We start from the raw sequence: 22919 nt of genomic DNA on the forward strand, positions 1-22919 counted from the left end.
CCGTTGCGGGCACTGCTTTATTTATTTCTTATTTTTGGGCCGAATCGTTAATTAATACCAGGTGAAAAAGCACTGACTCCTGATAATCCGTAAGGAAATATTATGAAACTCAAGCTTTTTCTGTGTGCTGCTGCGGGATTAACGCTGTCACTTCCGACCTTAACCCAGGCGGCAACCACCTCCGGGACCATCAATGCCACCCTCACGCTGACCACCGGTTGCCTGGTCAACGGTCAGTCCGCCACGGCAGGCGTTAACTTCGGTACGCTGAACTTTGGTAGCAGCGCCGCCACCTTTGATACGCTGAACGCCACCCTGGTGGGCGCCGCCGGTAACGGCATCTACGTGCGCTGCACCACCGGTCAGGACTATAACGTGGTGGTGACCAGCAGCAACGCGGCGCCAGCGACCATCTATGGCACCGCCTCTGCGTCACCGCGCTATTTGCTGCTGGGATCGGACAATGCGCAGGGCATCGCCTATACCCTCTACAGCGATGCCTCCTTCACTACCGCGATCGCCAACAATACGCCGATTGCCGCCAGCGGCACCAACGATCCGACGCTGGGCACCAACTACGCCATCTATGGCCGGGTGGTCGGCGGCGGCTTTAACCCGCTGATTCCGGCCGGAACCTACACCGATACCATTAACGTCGCCGTGAATTATTAACTGCAGCCGCAGGTCAATGAGGGTGGTTCTCTGGCGATCCTGCCTGATGATCGCACGTGCTTTGCCTCTGCTGACAGGGAGCGTCAGCGCCTGGGGGCTGCCCACCAGCACCTTTCAGGTCTCCGCATCGATCGTGGCAGGCTGCGTGATATCCGGTACCAATACCGGCGTTTTCGGCACGCTCAATTTCGGCACGCAGTCTGGCGTGGCGACAGCGACCGTCAACGCCAGCTTTGTGCAGAGCACGACCATCAATCTCGCCTGCACACCCGGCACCACACTGAGCATGAGCATCAATCAGGGCAATAACTACACCACCACCCGCAACCTGAAGCTGCCCAATTTCAGCAATACCGTTCCCTATACGCTCTTTAGCAATGCCAGCCGCACCACGGTGATCCCGGTCAACCAGGCCGTGCCGCTGAGCTACAGCAATGCCGGTAACATTACGCTGCCGATTTATGGCCAGCTGCAACTTCCCGGCACCGCGCGCGCCGGCGTTTATACCGACACGCTGACCGTCACCCTGAGCTGGTGAGGCGATAAAAAACAAGGATATGATCATGAAGTCACTGTGCGCTCTGCTGCTGCTGAGCCCCACCCTGCTCTCTCCGGCCTTCGCCGCTAACTCGGTGATGATCTGGCCCATCGATCCCGCCATTAATCCTGACGAGAAAGCCAGCGAACTCTGGCTGGAAAATCGCGGTAACAGCACCACGCTGATGCAGATCCGCGTCTTCAGCTGGCAGCAGGTCAGCGGCCAGGAGCAGTATCAGACTCAGCAGCAGGTGGTGGCCAGCCCGCCGATGGTGCGGATGGAGCCGGGCCAGAAGCAGCTGGTCAGGCTGATTAAACAGACGCCGCCTGCGGCCGGTAAAGAGCTGGCCTATCGGGTGGTGCTGGATGAGATCCCGGCGCCGCGCAATCCCGGTGAGAATCAGGCCGGGCTGACGTTTCAGATGCGCTATTCCGTGCCGTTATTTGTCTATGGCACCGGGCTGAACACCGACAGCGCCCGGCCGGTGCTGCGCTGGCAGCAGGTCAGCGACGGCGGCAAGCGCTGGCTTCAGCTGACTAACAGCGGCAGCGGCCACGCCCGGCTGAGCAATGTCACGATTGGCGGTCGCCGGCTGGGGGAAGGATTGTATGGCTATGTGCTGGCGGACAGCATGCATCGCTGGCCGCTCACCTCCCCGGTCAGCGGCGAGCTGAGCGCTGAGGTTAACAAGCGCCCGTGGCGCAGCGCGGCTCAGAAGTAAGTGCTGAATGAGACGCTACCCGCTTCATCCCTGTGCGCTGGCGGTTGCCAGCCTCTGCTACGCCTGCTCGCCGGATAGCGTGCTGGCGGAGACTTACTCCTCCCTGCCACCGCCGCCGAGCCTGCAGTCCCGCGACAGCGGCCAGCAATATATGCTGGAGCTGGTGGTGAATCAGCAGGCAGAGGGCAATATCGTACCGGCAGAGCAGCGCGACGGTCACTTCTGGCTGCGCAGCGGCGATCTGCAGCGTGCCGGTCTGCCGCGGGAAAAGCTGGGCCAGCAGCCGCAGGTCGATGTCAGCAGCCTGCCCCTGGTCAGGGTGGATTATGATGCTGCGCGGCAGCGGCTGCTGCTGACCGTGCCGCCAGAGTGGCTTCCCGGCCAGGTGATTGGCGAGGCGAAAAACGGGCCGCGCTATCCGGGACGGACCAGCAGCGGCGCGCTGCTTAACTACGATCTTTACGCCAGCCGCACCGACAACAGCGGCACCCGCCTCTCCGCCTGGAATGAGCTGCGGCTGTTCGGGGAGGCCGGGCATCTCTCCAGCAACGGCGTCTGGCAGCAGCAGCTGGAAGGCAGTCCCCCTTATCAGGATGATGGCTACATCCGCTACGACACCTGGTGGAGCAACGAAGATGAAAATGCGGCGGTGAGCTGGCGGGTCGGGGATCTGGTCAGCGACTCGCTCGCCTGGGGCAGCAGCGTGCGGCTCGGCGGCATCCGCATCGGTCGCGACTTCAGCATCCGGCCCGATCTGGTCACCTACCCGCTGCCCGCCTTTTCCGGCCAGGCCGCTGTCCCCTCCACCGTGGATCTGTTTATTAATGGCTATCGCTCCAGCCAGGCGAACGTGCAGCCTGGCCCCTGGTCGCTGACCAATGTCCCGTTCGTCAACGGCGCGGGTGATGCGGTGATCACCACCACCGATGCAACAGGCCGACGCGTCACCACGACCATGCCCTTTTACGTCTCCAGTAACCTGCTGAAAGCGGGACTGTCGGATTACGCCTTTTCCGCCGGGGCGATCCGCGAGAACTACGGCATTAAAAATTTCGATTACGGACAGGCCGCCGCCAGCGGCGCGTATCGTTATGGCATGACCGACTGGCTGACGCTGGAGAGCCAGGCAGAGGGCAGCGAAAACCTGGCAATGGGCGGGCTGGGCGGCCAGCTGCGCGTCGGCAGCTGGGGGGTGGTAAACGGCGCGGTGGCGCAGAGTCAGCTGGATGGCGAGCGCGGCGGGCAATACAGCTGGGGCTATCAGTACAACAACCGCTGGTTCAATTTCGGCACGCAGCAGACCCGGCGCAGCCGCGACTTTGGCAACCTGGCGCTGGTCGGCAGCCGTGCCGGAAGTCAGGCAGATAGCCGCTACGCGCTGTCGCGCCGCAGTGCGCAGTACAGCGCCAGCGTCTCACTGAACCGTTTTGGCAGCGTCGGCGCCGCCTTTATCGATATTACCGACGGTCAGGGCGACCGCACCCGCCTGTGGAATCTCTCCTGGAGTAAAAACCTGTGGGGCAACAGCAGCCTCTACGTCTCCGCCAGTCGCGATCAGCAGGAGAAGAGCTGGACCGGCGCGATCTCACTGGTGATCCCCTTTGGCGAACAGGGCAGCGCCGCGATCAGCACCGAACGCGACCAGCGCGGCCGCAACAGCCAGCGCGTCTACGCCTCACGCGCCATGCCCAGCGACGGCGGATTCGCCTGGGATGCCTCCTGGGCGAATCAGAGCGGTGACAGCGGCGATTACCGTCAGGGCAGCCTGCGCTACCGCAACAACCAGGTTGACGCCTCGGGAGGCTTTTATGGCGACGACGACAACCTCACGCAGTGGGCCGATCTCTCCGGCGCGCTGGTGCTGATGGACAACAGCGTCTTTGCCGCCAACGCCATCAACGACGCCTTTGTGCTGGTGAAAACCCGCTACCCGGACGTCAACGTCCGCTACGAGAATCAGTCGATGGGACGAACCAACCAGCAGGGCTATCTGCTGGTGCCCACCATCAGCAGCTACTACCCGGCTAAATATGATATCGACACCCTGGATCTGCCCGCCGATATGACCACGCCGCAGGTTGAGCAGCGCGTTGCCGTCCGGCGTCAGAGTGGCTATCTGCTCAACTTCCCGGTTGAGAAGCTGCGATCGGCCAGCGTGATTCTGGTCGATGCGCAGGGTCAGCCACTGCCGGTCTCAAGCCAGGTCGTGCGGCCCGATCGTCCCACGGAGTATGTGGGCTGGGATGGGATTGTCTGGATGGAGGCGCTGACGGTCAGCAATCCGATCGCGGTGGTCACGCCCGACGGCCGACGCTGTGAAACCGAACTGCACATCGCCAACGGTCAGCCGCAGGCGCTGAAAACCTATGGCCCGCTGACCTGTCCGCTGCCTGCACCGGCCGCGGGCAGCGCCACCACGCCCGCTGATACTTTCTCTTCCGGAGCGCGACCATGATAAAAATTCTGCTGAAATGGCTGATCCCTGCGGGCCTGCTGCTCTGTCTGCCGTCGCTGGGTTATGCTGCCTGTACCCTTCCCGCCTCCACCGCCAGCTTCGGCTCCCTCACGACATTTGTGGCGAATACCACCGTGAACGCCACCACCACCAACGCCAACGTCAACTGTGGCTCGGGCAGCGCGCTCTCGCTGCTGGGTAATAACCAGATTACGTTTCAGCTGACCGGCGCGACGAATGTCAGCGGCACGCGCGGCACCCTGAAACGCAGCGGTGACACCGGCAGCGATAATGTGCCGGTGCGGCTCTGCACCGACAGCGCCTGCGCCAGTGAACTGACGATTGGCGGCGCGGCCTACGTCTATGGGTCACAGACGCTGGTCAATCTGGCGGGGTTACTGGGCAGCCTCAACTTCGCTATCCCGGTTTACCTGCGCACCGTTCCCGGTCAGGTGGTGGCCGCCGGCACCTACCAGGTGACGCTGAACATGGCCGTGACGTATCGTGTCTGTACCAGTGTCAGCGTGGGAAACGTCTGCTTAAGCGAACAGAACGGCAGTGGCGTGATCCCGATAACCGTGACCGCTACGCTCACAAATGACTGCACCACCATTACCTCGCCCAACATCAGCTTCGGCAGCGCGCCGCTGGTCGGCAGCTTCTCTGCGGTGTCGCAGACCATCAATGTGCTGTGCAGCAAGGGCAGCACCTATACGGTCGGACTGAGTAACGGCAGCTATCCGGTGAGCAGCGTGAGGAATATGGCGAGCGGAACGAATCGTCTGAGCTATGAGATCTACAAAGGCACGACCAGCAATCGCTGGGGAGCCTCAGGGACGGAGCGCTGGAGCAGCACGACCTCGACTGCGGTCTCTGCGGATGGGCTGACGCGCGGCTTTAACTACACCGCGCGCATCCTGACGACGCAGGCCACGCCGCCCGCCGGAAACTACAGCGACAGCGTGGTGGTCGATTTAGCCTTTTAGAGCGAGGCGCTGACCGGCGTACCGCTGTGGCGCAGCTGATACTGCTTCACCATCCGGCCAATCAGCAGGGTGCCGATCAGCCCGCAGATGGCCGCAAAGGTCAGCCAGACGCCCGGCATCGCCTTGTCGCCGGTGGCGTGGATCAGGTAGCTGGAGATGGCAGGGGTAAAGCCGCCAAACAGCGCCGTCGCCAGGCTGTACGCCATGGAGAAACCGGCCGCGCGCACCTCAGCAGGCATGATCTCTGCCAGATAGACCACCATCGCCCCGTTGTAGCTGGCATAGAGAAACGACAGCCACAGCTCTGCTTCCAGCAGATGGGCGAAGCTGGCTGAACCGACCAGCCAGTGCAGCACCGGCCAGGTGGTGACAATCATCAGCAGGGTACAGGCGATCAGCAGCGGACGACGCCCGATGCGGTCCGACAGCGCCCCCATCAGCGGCAGCCAGAAGAGATTGGAGACGCCGACGCAGAGCGTCACCATGAACGCCTGCTTATCACTCATCATCAGCACGGTTTTGCCAAAGGTCGGGGTAAAGGCGGTGATCATGTAGAACATCACCGTGGTAGTGACCACCATCAGCATCCCCGCCAGCACCAGCGCCCAGTTGCTGGCGACCGAGCGCATGATCTCCGTCATGCGCGGATGATGCTTGCGTTTACTGAACGCTTCAGTCTCTTCCAGCGTGCGGCGGATATAAAACAGGAACGGCACAATCAGACAGCCCACCACAAACGGGATACGCCAGCCCCACTCCGTCACCGCCTCTTTCGCCAGCAGATGGTTCAGCATCAGACCCAGCAGGGCGGCAAAGATCACCGCAATCTGCTGACTGCCCGACTGCCAGCTGACGAAAAAGCCTTTGCGCCCTTTCGGCGCCACTTCGGCCAGGTAGACCGACACGCCCCCCAGCTCAACGCCCGCGGAGAAGCCCTGCAGCAGACGTCCCAGCAGGATCAGAATCGGCGCCGCAGCGCCCAGCGTGGCGTAACCCGGCACCAGCGCGATAGTCAGGGTGCCAATCGCCATCAGGCCCAGCGTCAGCAGCAGGCCTTTGCGGCGACCATGATGGTCGATGTACGCGCCCAGAATAATCGCCCCCAGCGGGCGCATCAGAAAGCCTGCGCCAAAGGTCATCAGGGTCAGCATCAGGGAAGCGAACGGGTCATCGCCGGGGAAGAAGGTTTTAGCAATGGCCGTGGCGTAGTAGCCAAAGACCATGAAATCGTACATCTCCAGGAAGTTACCACTGGTGACGTTGAAGATGGTTCGGGCGGCGCTTTTCGGGGGCTTTTGTAAAGACGGGGCGTGACTCATAACGGCTTCCTGTTGTTTTTTAGCCGTTTTAGCCTGCCTGCCGCGAGAATAATGTGACCTGGCTCACCATTGCACTTTACAATTCTATGTACATAAGTAACAACAAATTAACAATACAGACCAGCCAGCATAAGTGATCGGTGTCACGGCGGATCAGCCAGATATCATCTGGTCAGCAGAGGGCCATAAAAAAAGGCGACTGTCTCAGTCGCCTCTTTATCGTGCCGGATAACCCGCTATTTCTTCACGGTTTCCATACCCATCAGACCAATTTTCAGGTAGCCCGCCGTGCGCAGCTTATCCATCACGCTCATCAGCGTTTCATAATCGACCGACTTGTCGGCCTGGAAGAAAATGGTGGTCTCTTTATTGCCCTGAGTCTGGCTGGTCAGCACATTCACCAGTGAGTCCGGCGTCACCGCGTCGTTACCGACGTAAAGCTGCTTATCCGCTTTAATCGACAGGTAAACCGGTTTTTCCGGACGCGGCTGCGGCGCGCTGGTAGAGGCGGGCAGATTGACGCGCACGTCGACCGTGGCCAGTGGCGCGGCCACCATAAAGATGATCAGCAGCACCAGCATGACGTCGATAAACGGCGTCACGTTGATCTCATGCATTTCACCATCGGTTTGCAGATCGTCGTTTAATCGCATTGCCATAAGAACTTACCCTAAGCGCAGTTTCTGAGCCGCTGCAGGACGCGGAACCTCAGTGGCCACGGTGCCCAGGTCGATGTCACGGCTCTGCAGCAGCATCACCTGCGCAGCGACATCACCCAGCGAGGCTTTGTAGTTGGCGATCATGCGGGCAAAGACGTTGTAGATCACCACCGCCGGGATCGCCGCGACCAGGCCAATCGCGGTCGCCAGCAGCGCTTCGGCGATACCCGGTGCCACCACCGCCAGATTGGTGGTCTGGGTTTTAGCGATACCGATAAAGCTGTTCATGATGCCCCAGACGGTACCGAACAGACCGATAAAGGGCGCGACAGAGCCGATGGTCGCGAGGAAGCCATTTCCGCGTCCGGCGTGGCGGCTGAACGCAGCAACGCGGCGCTCCAGGCGGAAGCTGGTGCGATCTTTAATGCCGTTGGTATCTTCCACACCCGCCGACAGCGTCAGTTCATTCTGCGCATCGTTCAGCAGTACGACGCTGTGACTGTGATCGGTAAACGACTGGGCAATGCGGGCGGCGTCATTCAGACTGCGCGCTTCGCCCAGCGCCAGCTGCTCGCGCTTCAGGCGGCGCTTCGCGGCACTGAGTTCGGCATATTTGCCAAAGAATATCGCCCAGGTCACTACGGAGGCCAACAACAGGCCAATCATGACCACCTTTACCACGATATCGGCATGCTGATACATGCCCCAAACGGAGAGATCCGTTTGCATCAAATCACTGGCTACCACGCTGCTTCTCCAACTTCATATACAGGGATGCGGGACAAGCGCGAATAATAGCAAAATAATGGCGAATTGATAGTAGTTCTCATTACTATTTACAAACTCTGACCGCCCGCTTTGCCGTAACCCGCGCGGCTTTCAACCCGCTTTTTATCCTGCTCTCTGTTCTGATAATCGCCATTGAGTCTCAACCCTGCTGGCCGTTTCGTGGTAACGTGAGAGCTTAGTCAGAAGCGGCAAGGGCGACTCATGACCACCAGAAAAATTGATACCACGCTCGTCAGTGCAGGACGCAGCAAGCGTTATACCCAGGGTTCGGTGAACAGCGTGATTCAGCGCGCTTCCTCGCTGGTTTTTGATACGGTCGCGGAGAAAAAACGCGCGACCGCAGGACGGGCAAAAGGTGAACTCTTTTATGGCCGTCGTGGCACCCTGACGCACTTCGCGCTGCAGGATGCGATGACGGAGCTGGAAGGCGGCGCGGGCTGCGTGCTCTACCCCTGCGGTGCGGCAGCGGTGGCGAATGCGATTCTGGCCTTCGTCGAAGCGGGCGATCATCTCCTGATGAGCGGCGCGGTCTATGAACCGACGCAGGATTTCTGCACCAGAATTCTGGCGAAGATGAATGTCTCGACCAGCTGGTTCGATCACAGCATCGGCAGCGAAATCGGTGCGCTGGTCCAGCCCAACACCCGCGTCGTGTTTCTGGAGTCCCCCGCCTCAATTACCATGGAAGTGCAGGATATTCCGGCGATTGTGGCGGCGGTGCGCGCCATCGCGCCAGAGGCGATCATCATGCTCGATAACACCTGGGCAGCCGGTATTCTGTTTAATGCGCTGGCGCACGGCGTCGATATCTCGATTCAGGCTGGCACCAAATATCTGATTGGACACAGCGATGCGATGATCGGCACGGCGGTCGCCAATGCGCGCTGCATCGATCAGCTGCGCGAAAACTCCTATCTGATGGGCCAGATGGTCGATGCTGATACCGCCTATATGGCGAGCCGCGGCCTGCGCACTCTGGGCACCCGTCTGCGTCAGCATGAAGAGAGCGCCCTGCAGGTCGCGGAGTGGCTGGCAGCACGGCCAGAGGTGGCCCGCGTCAACCATCCTGCGCTGGCGCAGAGCAAAGGCCATACGTTCTGGCAGCGCGACTTTAACGGCAGCAGCGGCCTCTTCTCATTCATTCTGCAGGAAAAATTGAGCGCCCCGCAGCTGGCGGAATATCTCGATCACTTCCATCATTTCAGCATGGCTTACTCCTGGGGCGGCTATGAATCGCTGATCCTGGCCAATCAGCCTGAAGAACTGGCCGCGATTCGTCCGGCGGGCGGCGTGGATTTCACCGGTACGCTGGTGAGGCTGCACATCGGTCTGGAGCATGTGGATGACCTGATCGCCGATCTGGAGGCCGGTTTTGCGCGTCTGACGCGCTGAGCAAAGAAAAAAGTAAACAGAAGATAAACCGGGTCGCGGCTGACAAGTGAGTTTGCCGGGCTATGACGGATTTGTTGTTAACATTTATCCCGTATCGTTCAGCGTGTCAGTGCAGTCACTGCGCGCGCGGAATGCAGACGAATAGTTCCTTGTGACGTGATGGAATCGCTAATGGGTGTTTTACACGAGATTGTCCAGGCGCTCTGGCATCAGGATTTTGCCGCGCTGGCAAATCCGGATGTGGTATGGGTGGTATATGGCGTGATGTTTCTGACGCTGTTTCTGGAAAATGGTCTGTTACCTGCCTCCTTCCTGCCGGGCGACAGCCTGCTGTTACTGGCGGGTGCGATGGTGGCCAAGGGGGTCATGGATTTTGTCCCCACGATGGTGATCCTCACGACCGCTGCCAGCCTCGGCTGCTGGCTGAGTTATCTGCAGGGGCGCTGGCTGGGCAATACCCGTCTGGTGAAGAGCTGGCTGATGCATCTGCCCGCGCAGTATCATCAGCGTGCCTGGAATATGTTTAACCGTCACGGCCTGATGGCGCTGCTGGTCGGCCGCTTTCTCGCGTTTATCCGCACCATTCTGCCCACCATGGCCGGAATTGCGGGCCTGCAGAACAGTCGCTTCCAGCTCTTTAACTGGCTCAGCGGCGTGCTGTGGGTCGGCATTGTGGTCGCCTTTGGCTATGGCATCAGCCAGGTGCCGTTTATCAAGCGTCATGAAGATCAGGTGATGGCGATCCTGATGGTGCTGCCGATGGTGTTGCTGGTGGTCGGCCTGTTTGGCAGCATTCTGGTGATCTGGAAAAAGCGTCGGCAGAAACAGGCCTGATCGCAGCACGCGGTGCCGGGATCTGCCGCCTTTCAGGCGGACGGATCCGCGACCGTCTGCCTGACCCGACTCACCTCTTCTCCCGGCGTTACGCCAAAGTAGCGCTTAAACTCCCGCGAAAACTGTGAAGGGCTTTCATAGCCAACCCGCACCGCCGCCGCGCTCGCTTTCAGCCCATCGTGCAACATCAGCAGCCGCGCCTGATGCAGACGATAGCGCTTGAGATACTGCAAAGGCGACGTCTGGGTGACCGCTTTAAAGTTATGGTGAAAAGCGGAAACGCTCATGTTCACTTCTGCCGCCAGTGCATCGACACTGAGGTTATCCGCATAGTGATTCTCAATCCGGCGCAGCGCACGCGCGATCTGGCTGAACTGGGTCTGCCGGCTCACCAGTGAGAGCAGCGCGCCGCCAATCGGGCCGGTCAGCACGTAATAGATAATCTCCCGCACAATGTGTGGTCCCAGCACCCGCGCTTCGCGCGGCTGAGTCATCACATCAAGCAGGCGTTCTGCGGCACAGAGCATCGGCTCCGTCAGCCACGCCGAGTGGATACCGGAGGTCAGCGGCTGCGGCTGAAACTGATCGTCATCGCCGATTTCGATCAGCAGATCCTGCAGGCTGGCGGTGTCCACATTGAGACACAGTCCGGCAATCGGGGTTTCCGGCGACGCCCAGGTTTCGCACTCCGCCGGCAGCGGCACGGTGAGCATCAGATATTTGCTGGCGTCATACTGAAAGACGGTGCTGCCAAGGTAGCCGGTTTTGCTGCCCTGAAACAAAATGACAATGCCGGGCTGATACATCATCGGCGTCCGGGGACGATACTGATTTGCGTAGATCAGCGACACATTTTCGACCTGACAGAGCCGGTCGCGACCCTGCGTCATTAAGTTAACTACCTGCTGTGCCAGCCGGTGACACAGTGCATCGTGCGCCATAGCGACTCCTTTACGGGTAAAAATCCAGTGTGCCGCACGGATGTGCAAATCACCAGCGGGCTGGAGAATCAGGCAAGAATTTTACCGAATCAGGCAGGGCTTCAGAACGCGGGCGGAGCGCTTCACTGAGCAGGCTGAAAATTGTTGGCTAGACTTAAGCACAGTGAAATCTCACGGGTTAACCGCAACGGAAAGGAGCAACTATGGCAGACCAGCCCATTATTAAACTGCGCGATGGCAATATGATGCCGCAACTGGGACTCGGCGTGTGGCAGGCCAGCATTGAAGATGCACGTCATGCGGTGCTGAAAGCGCTGGAAGTCGGTTATCGCTCAATCGACACCGCCGCGGCCTACAAAAATGAAGAGGCGATTGGTCAGGCACTGCAGGAAACCGACGTGCCGCGTGAAGAGATTTTTGTCACCACCAAACTGTGGAATGACGATCAGCAGAACGTTCAGCAGGCGATGGAAACCAGCCTGCAGAAACTGCAGCTGGAGCAGGTCGATCTCTACCTGATGCACTGGCCCTGCCCGGAAAAAGATAACTATGTGGATGCCTGGAAGAAGATGATTGAGCTGCAGCAGCAGGGACTGACGAAAAGTATCGGCGTCTGCAACTTCCATGAAGTGCATCTGAAGCGACTGATGGATGAAACCGGTGTTACCCCGGTGGTCAATCAGATTGAGCTGCACCCGATGCTGCAGCAGCGCACCCTTCACGCCTGGAACGCAATGCACCAGATTCAGACCGAATCCTGGAGTCCGCTGGCGCAGGGCGGCAAAGGGGTGTTCGATCAGGAGATCATCAAGTCGCTGGCGAAGAAGTATGGCAAGACCCCGGCCCAGATCGTCATCCGCTGGCATCTGGACAGTGGCCTGGTGGTGATCCCGAAATCTGTGACCCCAGCCCGTATCGAAGAGAACTTTAAGGTGTTCGACTTCCGTCTGGATAAGCATGAAGTGAGTGATATTGCGAAGCTGGACAGCGGCAATCGTCTGGGGCCGGACCCGGAAACCTTTAACTAAGCCCGGTAACTCACTGACCGCTCTGCGGCTGCAGAGCAGAAAGCGTGGGTCAGGCGGGTCTCTCCGCCTGACCCTGTGCGTTATGCAGAAGGCTGTACCACCAGCTGACCGGCCGTGCCACGATCGGCCAGTTCCAGCGTCTGGCTGTAATAGACGAACGGGAAATGGTCTGACGAACTCTGCGGGAAGCTGACCATCAGTTCCACACTGCCATCGACCCACACCGTATCTTTCCAGCCACGATCTTCGCCCATCGGCTGTGCGCCATTAACACTTTTAATCAGGAACATGACGCCCTGAATATGCAGCGCCTGTGGCCGGTCGGCGTGCAGGATCCAGCGCTCAAAGGTGCCCTGCTGCGCGGTGGTATCAATCCGGTTCATATCCCAGAGCGCGCCGTTGATGCCCGGCATCGTGTCGCCGATACGGAATTCGCGGGTGCGAACCGACGCCCCATCCAGAATCTGATCGGCCAGCAGCCGCATCGGCAGGTTATCGGTCACCAGCGGCAGTAAACCGGTGGGCCGCAGGGTCAGGATCAGGGTAGAGGTCAGAATCGATGAGGGCTCGAAGAAGCCACGCAGCCGATCCATGATGCCCGCCGCCGTTCCCGCCGTAATCGACACTTCATCGCCCTGCGACATGTCTATCAGCACCTCCCGGCGTTCACCGGGTGCCAGCGAGAGACGCTGCACCGCCACCGGGGCAGAGAGAAAACCCTGATCGCTGGCAATAACCATAAACGGACGATTATCGCTGAGCACCATCTCATAGCGTCGCGCATTTGAGGCGTTCAGCAGACGCAGACGCACCCAGCCGCGTGACACCTCGACGTACGGATTGCGAACGCCATTCACCAGCAGCGTGTCGCCAAGAAAACCGCCATCCTGCGGCGGGTCGTAGACCGGCGTAGCAAAGTTATCGAGCCGCTTGTCCTGAATAATAATCGGGAAGTCATCCACGCCGTAGTGCTTTGGCAACGGCAGTTGCTTGCTGACGTCATCCTCCACCAGCCACATGCCCGCCAGTCCATTGTAGATATGCGGCGCCATGCGGTTTGGCGTGTTGGCATGATACCAGCAGGTCGAGGCGGCCTGACGAATCGGCAGAACCGGTGCCCAGTCAACCCCGGCCGACATCATGCGCGGCGCGCCGCCCATCAGGGCGCCTGGCAGCTGCAGACCGCTGACGGTCATGGAGACCGGTTCATTCAGCCGGTTGCTGTAGATCAGCTTAACGTCATCGCCGCTGTAAACCCGGACGGTCGGCCCCATGTAGAGGCCATTGATGCCCCAGACCGGTACTTTGTTGTTGTCGCCATTAAACGACCAGTGGCTGCGCTGCATCGTCAGGAACAGCGGCTGGCCGCGACGGGACTCCAGCAACGGCGGAACCGGAAGCGGTGTGTCGCCACTGGCAGAAGACGCGGCACGGGCCGCATGAGGGATGATACCGGCGCTAAGCGCCACTCCGGCAGAAAGCTGGATGAACTGACGTCTGCTGAAAGACATAAAACTTCTGACCCTTTACGCGTGGCGCTAACGCGCCGACCCTGTTTTTATTGCTCTGTTTTTGCTGTGCTGCGTTCACGACGGCGGGCAGTCACTGCCACGCCGTGTGGCATCCATGCAGGATAGTTCGGCGAACGGCTCGCCGGTCAGATTTTTCCGTTTTTTTCGCGCTCGGCCACTTCGGCGTTCAGCTCTTCCAGCTTCGCGGCCATCAGTTCGCGACAGTGAGTAGCCAGCTTACGCACCGAAACCGATTCGAACGCCTTTACGTCAACCGGTGGCAGCATCTCAACGATAACCAGGCCATTTTTCAGGCGGTTAAGGTTGATCTTGTCATGGGTGTTGGAGACCACAATCGGAATGATCGGCACGCCCGCCGCGACAGCAGCGTGGAATGCCCCGGTTTTAAACGGCAGCAGGCCACGGCCCCGACTGCGCGTGCCTTCCGGGAACATCCAGATGGAGATGCGCTTGCGGTTGAACTGATCCACCAGCTCACCAATGGTGCCACGCGCTTTAGCACGGTCGTCACGGTCAATCAGCAGGTTGCCGGTCAGCCAGTAGAGCGGGCCAAAAAACGGCACCCACAACAGGCTCTTTTTACCGACCGTGACCGTCGAGGGCTGCACAATTTTGGCGGCGGTGACCATGTCGTAGTTGTTCTGGTGGTTCGCGATGTAGATCGCATTCCCGTAGTTCTCCGCCCCTTCCGGTTTACGCAGTTCGACTTTCAGGCCAAACACCGTCGATAAGCGGCCAAACAGATGGCCAAAGGTGGCGACGTGACGCGGATCGCGCGGTGAAAAAAGACACCAGACAGAGCCAAACACACAGATCAAAATCGAATAGATGATGACAATAATGGTACGCAGAATCAGTAGCATAGTTCCCTCATTGAGCCACGGCTGACGCGGGGTCAGCCGGGTTGTTTACGCTTCGCTATCCGGGCTCGCCGGACGCGCAGGCGCATCCAGTTCAACACGATCAATTTTTTGCAGGCCGCGCGGTAACAGCGTGCCGCGACGTCCGCGATCGGCGCGGAATTTCTGAAGCTCTTCACTGCGCAACAACATTTTACGCTTGCCGACGTGCAGCGTAATCGCGCTGCCCGGTGGCAGGATCATCAGCCAGGCCAGTTTGTCCTGACCGGCGGCCGCTTCCGCAGAAGGAATGGAGATGATTTTGTTGCCCTTGCCTTTCGACATCTGCGGCAGCTCTCCGACCGGGAACATCAGCATCCGTCCCGCCTGCGTGATCGCCAGCAGCATGTCATCTTCATGATGCACGGCCATCGGCGTCATCACACGGGCGTTGTCCGGCAGCGTCAGCAGCGCTTTACCGGCGCGGTTGCGCGACACCAGGTCGCTGAAGGTGCAGATAAAGCCGTAACCCGCATCCGAGGCCATCAGCAGACGCTGGTCATCAGCTTCCATCAGCACCTGTTCAACTACTGCGCCCGGCGGCGGCGTCAGCTTGCCGGTCAGCGGCTCGCCCTGTCCGCGTGCAGAAGGCAGCGACGTCGGGTCCAGGGTGTAGCTGCGACCGGTGGAGTCGATAAAGGCCACCGGCTGATTGCTCTTGCCGCGTGCGGCAGCCAGGTAGCTGTCACCCGCTTTGTAGCTCAGGCCCGCCGGATCGATATCGTGCCCTTTAGCACTGCGTACCCAGCCCATCTGCGACAGCACAATGGTGACCGGCTCAGACGGCACCAGCTCGGTTTCACTCAGGGCTTTAGCTTCTTCACGCTCACGCAGCGGCGAACGGCGCTCATCGCCGTAGCTGGCGCTGTCAGCCTGCAGCTCTTTCTTCAGCAGGGTGTTCATCTTGCGCTCTGAGGCCAGCGTGGCCTGCAGCTGATCGCGCTCTTTTTCCAGATCCGCCTGCTCGCCACGGATCTTCATCTCTTCCAGTTTTGCCAGGTGGCGTAACTTCAGTTCGAGAATCGATTCGGCCTGAGTTTCACTGATGCCAAAACGCGACATCAGCACCGGCTTCGGCTCATCCTCCGTCCGGATGATTTCAATCACCTCATCGATGTTGAGGAACGCCACCAGCAACCCTTCCAGGATATGCAGGCGACGCAGCACGCGATCCAGACGGTAGTTAAGACGGCGTTTTACCGTTTCGCGACGGAACACCAGCCATTCAGTCAGGATCTCATGCAGGTTTTTCACCGCCGGACGGTTATCCAGCCCGATCATGTTGAGGTTAACGCGGTAGCTTTTTTCCAGATCGGTGGTGGCGAACAGATGGTTCATGACCTGATCGAGATCGACGCGGTTAGATCGCGGCACGATCACCAGCCGGGTCGGGTTCTCATGATCCGACTCATCACGCAGATCCTCGACCATCGGCAGCTTTTTATTGCGCATCTGGTTCGCGATTTGCTCCAGCACGCGCGCGCCTGAAACCTGATGCGGCAGCGCGGTGATGACCACCTCGCCCTCTTCCTTTTTCCAGACCGCGCGCTGGCGGATGGAGCCACGCCCGGACTGATAGATTTTGCGGATTTCGTCACGCGGCGTGATGATCTCCGCCTCGGTCGGATAATCAGGCCCCTGAACAATATCGAGCAGCTGTTCCAGCGTGGTTTTTGGCGAGTCGATCAGGGCAATCGCCGCCTGCGCCACTTCGCGCAGGTTGTGCGGCGGGATGTCGGTCGCCATACCGACTGCAATACCGGTGGTGCCGTTGAGCAGAATGTTCGGCAGGCGCGCCGGCAGCATCTTCGGCTCCTGCAGCGTACCGTCGAAGTTCGGCTGATAATCGACCGTTCCCTGCCCCAGCTCGCTCAGCAGCACTTCAGCATATTTTGACAGGCGCGATTCGGTGTAACGCATCGCGGCAAACGACTTGGGATCGTCCGGCGCCCCCCAGTTTCCCTGGCCATCAACCAGCGGATAGCGGTAGGAGAAAGGCTGCGCCATCAGCACCATCGCTTCATAGCAGGCGCTGTCGCCGTGCGGATGGTATTTACCCAGCACGTCACCGACAGTACGCGCCGATTTTTTAAATTTTGCGCTGGCGTTCAGTCCCAGTTCGGACATGGCGTAGACAATACGGCGCTGGACCGGCTTTAACCCGTCACCAATATAAGGCAGGGCGCGGTCCATGATGACGTACATCGAATAGTTTAAGTACGCGTTCTCGGTAAACGTATGCAGGGCAAGACGCTCTGCACCATCCTGAGTCAGTTCACTCATTAATTTCTCATCCTCACATCGTGGCCCACAACGGCGGGACACCCGGCGGTGGTTTGGCGAGGATAGTACCTTATTCGCTGGTGTTAGTCACAGGGGAAGCGCGGGTCTGCGCGCCGTGCACCCGCGCGATTTCAGCCGCCCGAGGCGTGCCAGTCAGCGACCGGCACGCCTCGCGTCGTCAGGCAGGAGCCGGTCAGCGCGCGGCACCCATCCACTGGCGGGCAATATCACGGTATTCCCCGGTCGCGGTGCTGAGGTGCAGCCACTGATCGACATAGAGCTTCCAACTGATGTCGTCACGCGGAATCATGTACGCCTTCTCACCATACTGCAGCGGCTTGTCAGCATTCAGGGCACAGAGCGTCGGATAGTGCTGCTGCTGATAGCGCGCTTCGGAGGCGTCAGTGATCATGACATCCGCCTTGTTGTCCACCAGCTGCTGAAAGATGGTGACGTTATCGTGGAACAGCGTCAGTGATGCGTTGGGCAGATGGCTGTGAACAAAGGCTTCGTTGGTGCCGCCTGCCGGTTCAATCAGGCGCACATCGGGACGGTTGAGCTGCTCAATCGTCTGAAAGCGCGTTTTATCGGCGCAGCGCACCAGCGGGATTTTGCCATCAACATCCAGCGGCTGGGCGAACCAGGCGGTCTGCTGGCGTTTCAGGGTGACCGAAATGCCCCCGACGGCGATATCACACTGCTTCGCCAGAAAGTCGGGCATCAGGGTTTTCCAGGTGGTCGGCACCCACTGCACCTTAGCGTTCAGCGAGGTCGCCAGCGCGTCAGCCATCGTGATATCCAGGCCCTCATACTGACCATCGGGACGCAGGAAGCTGTAAGGCTTGTAGTCGCCGGTGGTACAGACCTTCAGGACTTTAGAACTGAGGATTGTGTCGAGATGAGATTGAGCCTGGACAGCACCGCTGGCCAGCAGCAAAGCGAAGACGATTTTTTTCATTGGTGTTTTTTTTCATGATGAGTTTGCCCACTCATCGTGCCATAGACGGGCCGATTATTGCTGTCATAGCAAAAGTCTTGTGATCAACGTCCCATTTTTCTGCGGCCGCAGCGCGCGTAAGCTGAGCCCCATATTCAGACAATGAGGTAAACAGTTGATGAGCAAAATTTTAATTATCGATGGTGGCAAAACCTTTGCCCACTCTAAAGGCGAACTGAACCACACCCTGACCGATGTGGCGGCCAGTCAGTTGCGTGACATGGGACATGAGGTTTCTGTCACCGTCGCGGACAACGACTACGTGGTAGCGGATGAAGTACAGAAGTACGTTGAGAGCGATGTGGTGATTTATCAGATGCCGGGCTGGTGGATGGGTGAGCCCTGGACCGTGAAGCGTTACATCGACGAAGTCTTCACCGAAGGCCACGGCTCGCTCTACGCCAGCGATGGTCGTACCCGCTCCGATGCTGCGAAAAAGTATGGTTCCGGCGGCCTGCTGCAGGGCAAAAAATATATGCTGTCACTGACCTGGAACGCGCCGCTGCAGGCCTTTACCGATCCGGAGCAGTTCTTTGAAGGCGTTGGCGTGGATGGTCTCTATCTGCACTTCCACAAAGCGAATCAGTTCCTGGGAATGGAAGCGCTGCCGACCTTTATCTGCAACGACGTGATTAAAGCCCCGGACGTGCCACGCGACATCGCCGCTTATCGGAACCATCTTAGCCAGGTTTTTGCCTAAGATAGAGGGTGAAGACTTACACTTTTCCCACGAAAGAGGAATTCGCGAATGTTAACTGTTGTAGCAGAAATTTGTGTCAAACCCGGACGCCGTCAGGCCGTGCTTGATGCCGTGAACAAGCTGATCCCGCAGGTGCTGGCAGAAGATGGCTGCCATCAGTATGACGCGCTGCTGGATCATCAGGCTCAGGTGCCGTGGAAGCAGAACTCCCCCGACTCTATTTTCATGCTGGAACAGTGGGAAACGCTGCGCCATCTGGAGCAGCATCAGCAGATGCCGCACATGGATGCCCATCGCGCGCTGATCAAAGATGACGTGGTGGATGTGAAGATTCTGGTGCTGGAACCCAGCGCCTGATTGTTGCTGATCTTTCTGCTCCGGGTCGTCAGATGTTGTAAAGACCGCAGACTACGTAAACCAGAGAGCCTCTGGCAGCAACAGATTAGCGCAACACGCAGGGAACAGGGTCAGAAGAGGAAAGCGTCCCGCGCCAGGGATGGCGCGGGCCGAGCGTGCCAGGGATGGCGGCTTTTGCGTCTTTCCGATCTGACCCTGTTCCCTGTGCAGGCACGGTATCACAGCAAATCCGGCCAGATTTCTCATCAGAACCCCTGTCCCGCGACAGGGGTTTTTTCTTTCTGACAGACAGCTCAGAGCAGCTTTCGACGGTCGATCTCGCTGCGGAGAAAATCCAGGAAGCAGCCAATGCGCGAAGAGAGCGTGGTGTTTCGGTAGTAGACCGCATGCACCGGCAGCCGCAGCTCGCGGGTTTCCGCTGCCAGCACCGGCACCAGTCGCCCGGCGGCGCAATCTTCCCGACTGACAAAGTCGGAAAGGCGCGCAATTCCCTGTCCTGCCAGCGCCAGCTGCCGGATGGTCTCTCCGCTGGAAGCCGCGATCGTCGGCTTAACCCGCATAAACTCCCCTTCCGCCTGCCAGACCGGCCAGAGGTTATGGATCTCAGGATGACTGAAGCCAATGGTCTGATGCTGCGCCAGATCGGCAACGCTTTGCGGTGTGCCCGCCTTCGCCAGATAAGCCGGACTGGCCATCAGCCGGATCGCGCTGCTGCCCAGCATTCGGGCGCGCAGCGTGGAGTCGCGCAGTTCACCAATGCGAATGGCCACGTCGGTCTGCTGCTCCAGCAGATCGATCAGAATATCGTCGGTATTCAGCTCAAGCTGGATCAGCGGATAGCGGGCGCGGAAATCCTCCACCAGCGGCACGATCACATGCAGCATAAAGGGCGTCGCTGCGTTGACCCGCAGCCTTCCTGACGGCATTTCACGCCGCAGGGCAATCTGCTCTTCAGCCTGTTCAACCGAGGCCAGAATCTGGCGCGCATGCTCCAGAAAGACCTGCCCCTCTTCGGTCAGTGCCAGCCGTCGGGTGGTGCGATGCAGCAGCGTGGTCTGCAGTTTACTCTCCAGCCGCGACAGTGCCCGACTGATACCGGAACTGGTCTGCGCCAGCTGAGAGGCCGCCGCCGTAATCGAGCCGCTGTCCACCACCGCCACCCAGGCGCGTAGCTCTTCTAGGGTAATTTTCACAAGGGTTACTGTCTCTGCTGAGTGGACTGGCTTTCCGGCCACCGTTCACGGGTGATGCGTCGGGCATAAAAGAACAGGACGCTTTCGCGTCCTGCTTTTTACACTTCGATGTCGGCCATATCGCCTTTTTCCTGCAACCAGTTGCGCCGGTCTTCGGAACGTTTTTTCGCCAGCAGCATATCCATCATGCGCAGGGTCTGATCCGCATCCTCGTCGCTGATGGTCAGCTGCACCAGACGGCGGGTATTGGGATCGAGCGTGGTTTCACGCAGCTGCAGCGGGTTCATCTCACCCAGCCCTTTAAAGCGCTGTACGTTAGGTTTACCCTTTTTGCGTTTCAGCTGCTCCAGCACGCCCTCTTTCTCATCTTCGTCCAGCGCGTAGTAGACCTCTTTGCCGAGGTCGATACGGTAAAGCGGCGGCATGGCGACGTAGACGTGCCCGCCTTTGACCAGGGAACGGAAATGCTTCACGAACAGCGCACAGAGCAGCGTGGCGATGTGCAACCCATCCGAGTCCGCATCCGCCAGGATGCAGATCTTGCCGTAACGCAGCTGAGAAAGATCTTCGCTGTCGGGATCGATACCGATCGCCACCGAGATGTCATGCACTTCCTGCGACGCCAGCACCTCATCGGACGAGACTTCCCAGGTGTTCAGGATCTTGCCTTTCAGCGGCATGATCGCCTGATATTCACGATCGCGGGCCTGCTTGGCCGATCCGCCTGCCGAGTCCCCTTCGACCAGGAACAGTTCTGTCTTATTCAGATCCTGGGCGGTGCAGTCCGCCAGCTTGCCCGGCAGCGCCGGCCCGCTGGTGAGTTTCTTGCGCACCACCTTTTTGGCGGCCCGCATACGCCGCTGGGCGCTGGAGATCGCCAGTTCAGCCAGCAGTTCTGCCGTCTGGATGTTCTGGTTGAGCCACAGACTGAAGGCATCTTTCACCACGCCCGACACAAAGGCAGCACACTGACGTGATGACAGGCGCTCTTTGGTCTGACCGGCAAACTGCGGATCCTGCATCTTCACCGACAGCACATAGGCGCAGCGATCCCAGATATCTTCCGCAGAGAGCTTCACGCCACGCGGCAGGATATTGCGGTATTCGCAGAACTCACGCATCGCATCCAGCAGCCCCTGACGCAGACCGTTAACATGGGTTCCCCCCTGCATGGTCGGGATCAGGTTGACGTAGCTCTCCGTTAACAGCTCACCGCCTTCCGGCAGCCACAACAGCGCCCAGTCCACCGCCTCCACATCACCGGCAAAACTGCCGACAAACGGTTTTTCAGGCAGCGTAGGCAGGCCGTTCACGGCTTCACACAGATAGTCGGTCAGGCCATCTTCATAGCACCAGCGCTGTTCGGTGTTGTTGAGCTTGTCTTTAAAAATTATCTCAACGCCCGGACAGAGCACCGCTTTGGCTTTCAGCAGATGTGAAAGGCGCGAAACCGAGAAACGCGGGCTGTCGAAGAAGCTCTCATCGGGCCAGAAGTGGACGCGCGTACCGGTGTTGCGTTTTGCCACCGTGCCGGTCACGGTCAGATCCTGAACTTTGTCGCCATTCTCAAACGCCATGTCATAGATCTCGCCATTACGGCGCACCGTGACTTCGACACGTTTAGAGAGGGCGTTAACGACCGAGATCCCGACGCCGTGCAGGCCGCCCGAAAACTGGTAGTTCTTGTTGGAAAACTTGCCGCCCGCATGCAGGCGGCAGAGGATCAGCTCGACGGCTGGCACGCCCTCTTCCGGGTGAATATCCACCGGCATGCCGCGCCCGTCATCAATGACTTCCAGCGACTGATCGGCGTGCAGAATCACTTCAACCCGCTTCGCGTGGCCGCCCAGCGCCTCATCGACGCTGTTATCAATCACTTCCTGACCCAAATGGTTGGGCCGCGTCGTATCGGTGTACATCCCCGGGCGACGGCGAACAGGCTCAAGGCCAGTCAGGACCTCAATGGCATCCGCGTTATAATTTGATTGACTCATCGTAAATGTCTGTCAGATGGGTGAAATGGGGTGCGATTTCCGCGTTACTCAGGTGTGATTCAGACCAAGAAAGTCCAGAATCTGCGGGAAATGGCGCTCGAATCCAGTAAATGCATGATTTCCGCCCTCTTCTACCGTGTGGCGACACGCGCTGTAGTAGTCGAGCGCCTGACGGTAATCGAGAACTTCATCGCCGGTTTGTTGTAGCAGCCAGAGTAAATCGGGCGCTTCCAGCGGTTCGATCTGCATCACTTTCAGATCGTAAATGTGGCGTGACTCTAACACATATTGCTGGCCGGTGTAGGGATTCTGATTGTCGCCGAGGAAATCGGCCAGCAGCTCAAAGGGGCGTACCGCAGGGTTGACGACAACCGCCGGCAGCATAAAGCATTGTGACAGCCAGGTGGCGTAATAGCCCCCCAGCGACGAGCCGACCAGCCCCAAGGGTTCACCGCTGTGGCTCAGGACCAGCTCTTCCAGCAGAGCGGCTGCGTCCGCCGGAAAGGTTGGCAGCTGCGGCACAATCATCTTAATCGACGGATGATGCGTCTCTAACCATTGCCGGAACTGCGTCGCCTTCGCCGACTGCGGCGAGCTGTTAAAACCGTGCAGATAGAGCAGTGCCGCCAC

21 protein-coding genes are annotated in these 22919 nt (G+C 59.2%); 10 read left to right on the plus strand and 11 right to left on the minus strand.

Features of this window, described 5'->3' with window-relative positions; genetic code table 11:
- Positions 1-102: 102 nt before the first annotated feature.
- The 5 genes from OXR04_RS11550 to OXR04_RS11570 are packed head-to-tail and all read left to right on the plus strand — an operon-like array spanning position 103 to position 5372.
- Positions 103-672, plus strand: a complete 570-nt coding sequence (locus OXR04_RS11550; RefSeq protein ID WP_009087237.1) for a spore coat protein U domain-containing protein — start codon at positions 103-105, stop codon at positions 670-672.
- Between the two features lie 46 nt (positions 673-718).
- Positions 719-1210 carry a spore coat U domain-containing protein gene (locus tag OXR04_RS11555; RefSeq protein WP_267369985.1) on the plus strand — a complete coding sequence of 164 codons (492 nt, stop codon included), beginning with the start codon at positions 719-721 and terminating at the stop codon, positions 1208-1210.
- A 25-nt stretch (positions 1211-1235) separates the two neighbouring features.
- Positions 1236-1931 carry a molecular chaperone gene (locus OXR04_RS11560; RefSeq protein ID WP_267369984.1) on the plus strand — a complete coding sequence of 232 codons (696 nt, stop codon included), beginning with the start codon at positions 1236-1238 and terminating at the stop codon, positions 1929-1931.
- A gap of 7 nt (positions 1932-1938) precedes the next feature.
- Complete coding sequence (locus OXR04_RS11565; protein WP_267369983.1) at positions 1939-4386, plus strand: fimbria/pilus outer membrane usher protein; 2448 nt, start codon at positions 1939-1941, stop codon at positions 4384-4386.
- Complete coding sequence (locus OXR04_RS11570) at positions 4383-5372, plus strand: spore coat U domain-containing protein (protein ID WP_181161955.1); 990 nt, start codon at positions 4383-4385, stop codon at positions 5370-5372. Before OXR04_RS11565 ends, OXR04_RS11570 begins: the two co-directional genes overlap by 4 nt.
- On the opposite strand, the gene OXR04_RS11575 is transcribed toward OXR04_RS11570, so the two are convergent.
- The 3 genes from OXR04_RS11575 to exbB form a co-directional block, all read right to left on the minus strand.
- A complete protein-coding gene (locus OXR04_RS11575) occupies positions 5369-6691 on the minus strand; it encodes an MFS transporter (protein WP_046102555.1) in 1323 nt (440 codons plus the stop codon). The genes OXR04_RS11570 and OXR04_RS11575 overlap by 4 nt on opposite strands.
- Positions 6692-6927: 236 nt before the next feature.
- Positions 6928-7350 carry a TonB system transport protein ExbD gene (gene exbD / locus OXR04_RS11580; protein ID WP_009087249.1) on the minus strand — a complete coding sequence of 141 codons (423 nt, stop codon included), beginning with the start codon at positions 7348-7350 and terminating at the stop codon, positions 6928-6930.
- 6 nt (positions 7351-7356) lie between these two features.
- Entirely contained in the window at positions 7357-8079 is a 723-nt protein-coding gene (gene exbB, locus OXR04_RS11585) for a tol-pal system-associated acyl-CoA thioesterase (RefSeq protein ID WP_009087251.1), read from the minus strand.
- A 261-nt stretch (positions 8080-8340) separates the two neighbouring features.
- Between exbB and metC the strand changes: the two genes are divergently transcribed.
- Together metC and OXR04_RS11595 are read left to right on the plus strand one after the other, a co-directional pair.
- Positions 8341-9531, plus strand: coding sequence for a cystathionine beta-lyase (gene metC / locus OXR04_RS11590; protein WP_167432265.1), 1191 nt, complete (start codon positions 8341-8343; stop codon positions 9529-9531).
- A 171-nt stretch (positions 9532-9702) separates the two neighbouring features.
- The gene (locus tag OXR04_RS11595; protein ID WP_009087255.1) at positions 9703-10365 is read left to right on the plus strand and encodes a DedA family protein; all 663 of its coding nucleotides are present in this window, start codon (positions 9703-9705) and stop codon (positions 10363-10365) included.
- 32 nt (positions 10366-10397) lie between these two features.
- On the opposite strand, the gene OXR04_RS11600 is transcribed toward OXR04_RS11595, so the two are convergent.
- Positions 10398-11306: an AraC family transcriptional regulator gene (locus OXR04_RS11600; protein WP_009087257.1), complete on the minus strand. Its 909-nt coding sequence runs from the start codon at positions 11304-11306 to the stop codon at positions 10398-10400.
- 203 nt (positions 11307-11509) lie between these two features.
- On the opposite strand from OXR04_RS11600, the gene dkgA reads away from it, so the two are divergent.
- A complete protein-coding gene (gene dkgA / locus OXR04_RS11605) occupies positions 11510-12334 on the plus strand; it encodes a 2,5-didehydrogluconate reductase DkgA (RefSeq protein WP_267369980.1) in 825 nt (274 codons plus the stop codon).
- An 80-nt stretch (positions 12335-12414) separates the two neighbouring features.
- Here the strand turns inward: dkgA and ftsP are convergent, their stop codons facing one another.
- The 4 genes from ftsP to OXR04_RS11625 form a co-directional block, all read right to left on the minus strand.
- Complete coding sequence (ftsP, locus tag OXR04_RS11610) at positions 12415-13845, minus strand: cell division protein FtsP (RefSeq protein ID WP_267369979.1); 1431 nt, start codon at positions 13843-13845, stop codon at positions 12415-12417.
- A 146-nt stretch (positions 13846-13991) separates the two neighbouring features.
- Positions 13992-14729, minus strand: a complete 738-nt coding sequence (locus OXR04_RS11615) for a 1-acylglycerol-3-phosphate O-acyltransferase (protein ID WP_046102557.1) — start codon at positions 14727-14729, stop codon at positions 13992-13994.
- 45 nt (positions 14730-14774) lie between these two features.
- Positions 14775-17048 (minus strand): DNA topoisomerase IV subunit A, encoded by a 2274-nt coding sequence (parC, locus tag OXR04_RS11620; RefSeq protein ID WP_154929159.1) that lies wholly within the window; start codon positions 17046-17048, stop codon positions 14775-14777.
- A gap of 193 nt (positions 17049-17241) precedes the next feature.
- Positions 17242-18006 (minus strand): transporter substrate-binding domain-containing protein, encoded by a 765-nt coding sequence (locus OXR04_RS11625; protein WP_140029535.1) that lies wholly within the window; start codon positions 18004-18006, stop codon positions 17242-17244.
- 157 nt (positions 18007-18163) lie between these two features.
- On the opposite strand from OXR04_RS11625, the gene OXR04_RS11630 reads away from it, so the two are divergent.
- Both OXR04_RS11630 and OXR04_RS11635 read left to right on the plus strand, forming a co-directional pair.
- Positions 18164-18745 carry an NAD(P)H-dependent oxidoreductase gene (locus OXR04_RS11630; protein ID WP_267369977.1) on the plus strand — a complete coding sequence of 194 codons (582 nt, stop codon included), beginning with the start codon at positions 18164-18166 and terminating at the stop codon, positions 18743-18745.
- A 48-nt stretch (positions 18746-18793) separates the two neighbouring features.
- A complete protein-coding gene (locus OXR04_RS11635) occupies positions 18794-19102 on the plus strand; it encodes a putative quinol monooxygenase (RefSeq protein ID WP_009087274.1) in 309 nt (102 codons plus the stop codon).
- 293 nt (positions 19103-19395) lie between these two features.
- Here the strand turns inward: OXR04_RS11635 and OXR04_RS11640 are convergent, their stop codons facing one another.
- The 3 genes from OXR04_RS11640 to yqiA all read right to left on the minus strand — a co-directional run bounded on the left by OXR04_RS11640 (position 19396) and on the right by yqiA (position 22919).
- Positions 19396-20295 (minus strand): LysR substrate-binding domain-containing protein, encoded by a 900-nt coding sequence (locus OXR04_RS11640; RefSeq protein ID WP_267369975.1) that lies wholly within the window; start codon positions 20293-20295, stop codon positions 19396-19398.
- A gap of 98 nt (positions 20296-20393) precedes the next feature.
- Positions 20394-22289: a DNA topoisomerase IV subunit B gene (parE, locus tag OXR04_RS11645; RefSeq protein WP_009087278.1), complete on the minus strand. Its 1896-nt coding sequence runs from the start codon at positions 22287-22289 to the stop codon at positions 20394-20396.
- 48 nt (positions 22290-22337) lie between these two features.
- The gene (gene yqiA, locus OXR04_RS11650) at positions 22338-22919 is read right to left on the minus strand and encodes an esterase YqiA (protein WP_267369974.1); all 582 of its coding nucleotides are present in this window, start codon (positions 22917-22919) and stop codon (positions 22338-22340) included.

It is taken from the genome of Pantoea sp. GM_Pan_3 (genome assembly GCF_026541045.1).
In the GTDB taxonomy this organism is placed as follows: domain Bacteria; phylum Pseudomonadota; class Gammaproteobacteria; order Enterobacterales; family Enterobacteriaceae; genus Pantoea; species Pantoea anthophila.

Bases quoted from the DNA above. Each gene is read 5' to 3' on its own strand.
- OXR04_RS11550 (WP_009087237.1), top strand. From the start codon at position 103: ATGAAACTCAAGCTTTTTCTGTGTGCTGCTGCGGGATTAACGCTGTCA.
- OXR04_RS11555 (WP_267369985.1), top strand. From the start codon at position 719: ATGATCGCACGTGCTTTGCCTCTGCTGACAGGGAGCGTCAGCGCCTGG.
- OXR04_RS11560 (WP_267369984.1), top strand. From the start codon at position 1,236: ATGAAGTCACTGTGCGCTCTGCTGCTGCTGAGCCCCACCCTGCTCTCT.
- OXR04_RS11565 (WP_267369983.1), top strand. From the start codon at position 1,939: ATGAGACGCTACCCGCTTCATCCCTGTGCGCTGGCGGTTGCCAGCCTC.
- OXR04_RS11570 (WP_181161955.1), top strand. From the start codon at position 4,383: ATGATAAAAATTCTGCTGAAATGGCTGATCCCTGCGGGCCTGCTGCTC.
- OXR04_RS11575 (WP_046102555.1), bottom strand. From the start codon at position 6,691: ATGAGTCACGCCCCGTCTTTACAAAAGCCCCCGAAAAGCGCCGCCCGA.
- exbD (WP_009087249.1), bottom strand. From the start codon at position 7,350: ATGGCAATGCGATTAAACGACGATCTGCAAACCGATGGTGAAATGCAT.
- exbB (WP_009087251.1), bottom strand. From the start codon at position 8,079: ATGCAAACGGATCTCTCCGTTTGGGGCATGTATCAGCATGCCGATATC.
- metC (WP_167432265.1), top strand. From the start codon at position 8,341: ATGACCACCAGAAAAATTGATACCACGCTCGTCAGTGCAGGACGCAGC.
- OXR04_RS11595 (WP_009087255.1), top strand. From the start codon at position 9,703: ATGGGTGTTTTACACGAGATTGTCCAGGCGCTCTGGCATCAGGATTTT.
- OXR04_RS11600 (WP_009087257.1), bottom strand. From the start codon at position 11,306: ATGGCGCACGATGCACTGTGTCACCGGCTGGCACAGCAGGTAGTTAAC.
- dkgA (WP_267369980.1), top strand. From the start codon at position 11,510: ATGGCAGACCAGCCCATTATTAAACTGCGCGATGGCAATATGATGCCG.
- ftsP (WP_267369979.1), bottom strand. From the start codon at position 13,845: ATGTCTTTCAGCAGACGTCAGTTCATCCAGCTTTCTGCCGGAGTGGCG.
- OXR04_RS11615 (WP_046102557.1), bottom strand. From the start codon at position 14,729: ATGCTACTGATTCTGCGTACCATTATTGTCATCATCTATTCGATTTTG.
- parC (WP_154929159.1), bottom strand. From the start codon at position 17,048: ATGAGTGAACTGACTCAGGATGGTGCAGAGCGTCTTGCCCTGCATACG.
- OXR04_RS11625 (WP_140029535.1), bottom strand. From the start codon at position 18,006: ATGAAAAAAATCGTCTTCGCTTTGCTGCTGGCCAGCGGTGCTGTCCAG.
- OXR04_RS11630 (WP_267369977.1), top strand. From the start codon at position 18,164: ATGAGCAAAATTTTAATTATCGATGGTGGCAAAACCTTTGCCCACTCT.
- OXR04_RS11635 (WP_009087274.1), top strand. From the start codon at position 18,794: ATGTTAACTGTTGTAGCAGAAATTTGTGTCAAACCCGGACGCCGTCAG.
- parE (WP_009087278.1), bottom strand. From the start codon at position 22,289: ATGAGTCAATCAAATTATAACGCGGATGCCATTGAGGTCCTGACTGGC.